Annotated in this window: 4 protein-coding genes; 2 read left to right on the top strand and 2 right to left on the bottom strand. The window is 33.9% G+C overall.

From position 1 onward, the window contains the following. Positions 1-957, top strand: a 957-nt coding sequence (locus HOG71_11590; GenBank protein ID MBT5991482.1) for a GHKL domain-containing protein, incomplete at its 5' end; no start/stop codon positions are given. Positions 958-1,368: 411 nt separating this feature from the next. Further along, the gene (floA, locus tag HOG71_11585) at positions 1,369-2,388 is read left to right on the top strand and encodes a flotillin-like protein FloA (GenBank protein MBT5991481.1); all 1,020 of its coding nucleotides are present in this window, start codon (positions 1,369-1,371) and stop codon (positions 2,386-2,388) included. A 143-nt stretch (positions 2,389-2,531) separates the two neighbouring features. Here the strand turns inward: floA and HOG71_11580 are convergent, their stop codons facing one another. Continuing rightward, positions 2,532-3,503: a glycosyltransferase family 9 protein gene (locus HOG71_11580; protein ID MBT5991480.1), complete on the bottom strand. Its 972-nt coding sequence runs from the start codon at positions 3,501-3,503 to the stop codon at positions 2,532-2,534. Between the two features lie 89 nt (positions 3,504-3,592). Beyond that, the coding region (locus tag HOG71_11575; GenBank protein MBT5991479.1) for a toxin-antitoxin system YwqK family antitoxin at positions 3,593-3,724 on the bottom strand (132 nt) is incomplete at its 5' end.

Raw genomic sequence — 3,724 nt, 5'->3', positions numbered from 1 at the left:
ACCAACTTGATTGTCACCATTGTAAACATTTATGTATTCCTGTTTTTATTGATTATTCTCATCTCTATTATCATTGCCAATACCTTTACCGAACCACTTGAAATAATTAAGAAACATTTGAGTGATATTCAATTGGGAAAAACCAACAAAAAAATCAGTTGGAACAGCAGCGATGAAATAGGAAGTTTGATTGCAGAATATAACCAAATGCTTGTAAAGGTTGAAGAAAGTGCAGCCGTTCTTGCACGTTCCGAAAGAGAGTCAGCATGGCGTGAAATGGCCAAACAGGTTGCTCACGAAATCAAAAACCCGCTTACTCCCATGAAACTAAATTTACAGCAATTACTGCGTGCATGGGAAACCAAAGATGAAGATTTGGAAGAACGCTTTAAAAAAACGACACAAATTCTAATTAATCGAATAGATACACTTTCGAATATTGCTACTGAATTTTCAGCATTTGCCCGCATGCCAGAAGCCAATCAAAAAGTTGTTTTAATTGACAAAATATTGAAAGAGGTTGCTCATTTTTATCAATCAACTGATAAAATCATCATTGATCTGGATTTACATACGGATGATATAAAAATATTGGGTGATGAGAGCCAGCTGAATAGAGCGTTTAACAATCTGGTAAGAAATGCATTTCAGGCAACTCCAGAAGATAGGGAAGCAAAAGTAATCATTAGTTCAGAGCACAGAGATGATCAGGTAATAATAGGCATCAAAGACAATGGTAATGGAATTCCAGAAGAATTGAAAGACAAAATATTTCTCCCAAACTTTAGCACCAAAAGTTCGGGTATGGGACTTGGATTAGCCATTGTTAAGCGGATTATCAATTCTGCAAACGGCCACATTTGGTTTGATACAGAAGAAAATATTGGAACTACTTTCTATATTTCTTTTCCGGTTGATGAGAACTCAGTTGATAAAATTGAAGACACTGAGATTTAAATTATTTTATGTAGAACCGAATTGTATTCGGTTTATCCGAATGAAATTCGGACTTACAACAAAGGAAAACCATCACCCTCCCAATTAAGTCACTTAATTAGGACTAAATTTCTGCAAATGTGGAAACTACTTCTTATTTATCACTTCCTGCTTATGATAATCGTCCGATTAAATTAGTAACTATGAGTCCTGAATTATTTTATGTAGAACCGAATTGCATTCGGTTTATCCGAATGAAATTCGGACTTACAATAATGGTTAACCCATACTCCCTACTGAGGTGCATAAAAGGTCTCCGTTTCAGCAAAACGTAGCAACATCTTTCACTATTAATTCTCTTGCATAATATTTTTTCATCCCATTTTTGAAGCACAATTTTTATTTATCTTTGTCAAATCAAAAACTAAATGAATTGAAACCATGAGCCTTGTTGGAATTGTAGTAGTAGTCGTAGGTATATTATTAGCGATAATAATCTTCCTGTATTTTGTACCGTTAAATCTCTGGATCACAGCCGTTTTCTCAGGTGTTAAAGTCAGTATTATTCAATTGATTTTAATGCGTATTCGTAAAGTGCCACCTGCATTAATTGTAAACTCCTTGATTATTTCAACAAAGGCAGGTTTGAAAGTTACTCCGAATGAGATTGAAACACACTTTTTAGCTGGAGGAAATGTAAATAATGTGATCAAAGCATTGATTTCTGCTGATAAAGCAAACATTCCACTAACATTCCAATTAGCAACAGCTATTGACCTTGCTGGAAGGGATGTATTTGATGCAGTTCATATGTCTGTTAATCCAAAAGTGATTGATACCAAACCAATTGCTGCAATGGCAAAAGATGGTATTCAGTTGGTAGCCAAGGCCCGAGTTACAGTTCGTGCCAATATCAATCAATTGGTTGGTGGTGCTGGTGAAGATACAATTCTTGCTCGTGTTGGTGAAGGTATTGTTTCTTCAATTGGTTCATCACTCGATCATAAAGCAGTATTAGAAAATCCTGATAATATTTCAAAATTAGTATTACAAAAAGGATTAGATTCTGGAACAGCTTTCGAAATTCTTTCTATTGATATCGCTGATATTGATGTTGGGAAAAACATTGGTGCTGTTTTACAAGCCGATCAGGCCGAAGCTGACAAGCAGATCGCACAAGCAAAGGCGGAACAAAAACGTGCTATGGCAGTTGCTGAAGAACAACAACAAAAAGCAAAAGCACAGGAAGCACGTGTAAAAGTTATTGAAGCCGAAGCTCAAATTCCATTAGCAATGGCACAAGCATTTCGTGAAGGAAATCTTGGTATACTTGATTATTATAAATTCAAAAATATTCAGGCTGATACCGATATGAGAGATTCTATATCTCAATCAACTAAAGGTAAAAAACAAGATAATCAACCTGGAAAATCAAAAGATTCTAAGAAGTAAATAGATTCAGCATTGTTGCTGGTCAATAGCGTTCTGATAATTAAAATGCCCCTAGGGGCATTTTTTTTGTTCCTTATCATAACAAAAATGACTCTTCAGCTTTTAATTCAGCAATATTTTTTTCAAGATATATAAAATGGAAATTATATGGAAATAAGCTGATCTAATATAGCTTGCTGATCGATATTCAGCATACATTTAAAATGACCTTTGGGACATTTGGTTTTATAACCCAATTTAGAACAGGGTCTGCATTTCAGTTTTTCAACCTGGGCGTTATAATGATTTGTTTTGTAAGGATACATCCCAAATTCAGGAATTGTATTGCCCCAAAAAGTAATGATATCCTTTTTATAAGCGGCAGCAATATGCATTAAACCGGTGTCATTCGTCAATACTTTTGATGCATTTTTAATAATGGCTGCAGATTCATTTATGCTTAGTTTACCACAAAAATTATGAACATGGCTTCCACACGCTTGCGCAATGTGATCACCGATTTCCTGATCTTCGCTGCCTCCCAATAAAACAACATTTGTCTTTATTTTTTCACAAATCTCAATTATTTTATCAGCAGGATATTTTTTGGTAAAAAATGTTGCTCCCAGAACAAAAGCATAATATGGACTTTCAACATGATCTGTTTTTTCCAAAGCCAATTGTTCTTCTTCCTTTGTAATAAAATAATCTAATCCTTTTCCATCATTTTTAATTCCATACATCTCCAGCGCTTCGAAATAGCGATCAACAATATGTTTGTCTGGCAAAAAATTCAGTTTAAAATTAACAATGAGGTATTTTTCGATATTAATTTTGTTGAAACTATCGGAAGGTAATTGAAGGGCTCTTTTAATCCTTCCCGATCTCAGGTTTTTATGCAAATCGATAATAAAATCAAATTCTTCTTCTTTGAGTTCTTCAAGTAGTTGGGTGAAATTATCTTCAAAAAAGTGAAGTTTATCAATATAAGGATTGTTTTTCATCACATCCTGATATTGCTTTTTAAGCAAATAATGAATTTCTGTTTCAGGTTCTTGATTCTTAAAACAGCGAACAACAGGTGTAGTTAAAACTATATCTCCAATGGAGCTTAATCGAATGATGAGTATTTTCAAAACTTCAAATTAATACATCAAAATTAAGCATTAGCAACAAAAAAAGGGAACCATATTGCTATAGTTCCCTTGCTGTAGATTTTTTTATACTATTTCGATGATGTCATTTCTCCATCTCGATACTCTTCTACTTTCAAAACTTTCCCTGTTTCATCATAATAGGTCCAGGTTAGGTGTTTTTTATCACCTTTATAATTTCCTTGAATCTTCAACTTACCATT

Source organism: Bacteroidota bacterium, from assembly GCA_018698135.1.
GTDB lineage: Bacteria > Bacteroidota > Bacteroidia > CAILMK01 > JAAYUY01 > JABINZ01.
This window is presented reverse-complemented; position numbering and strand designations above follow the sequence as displayed.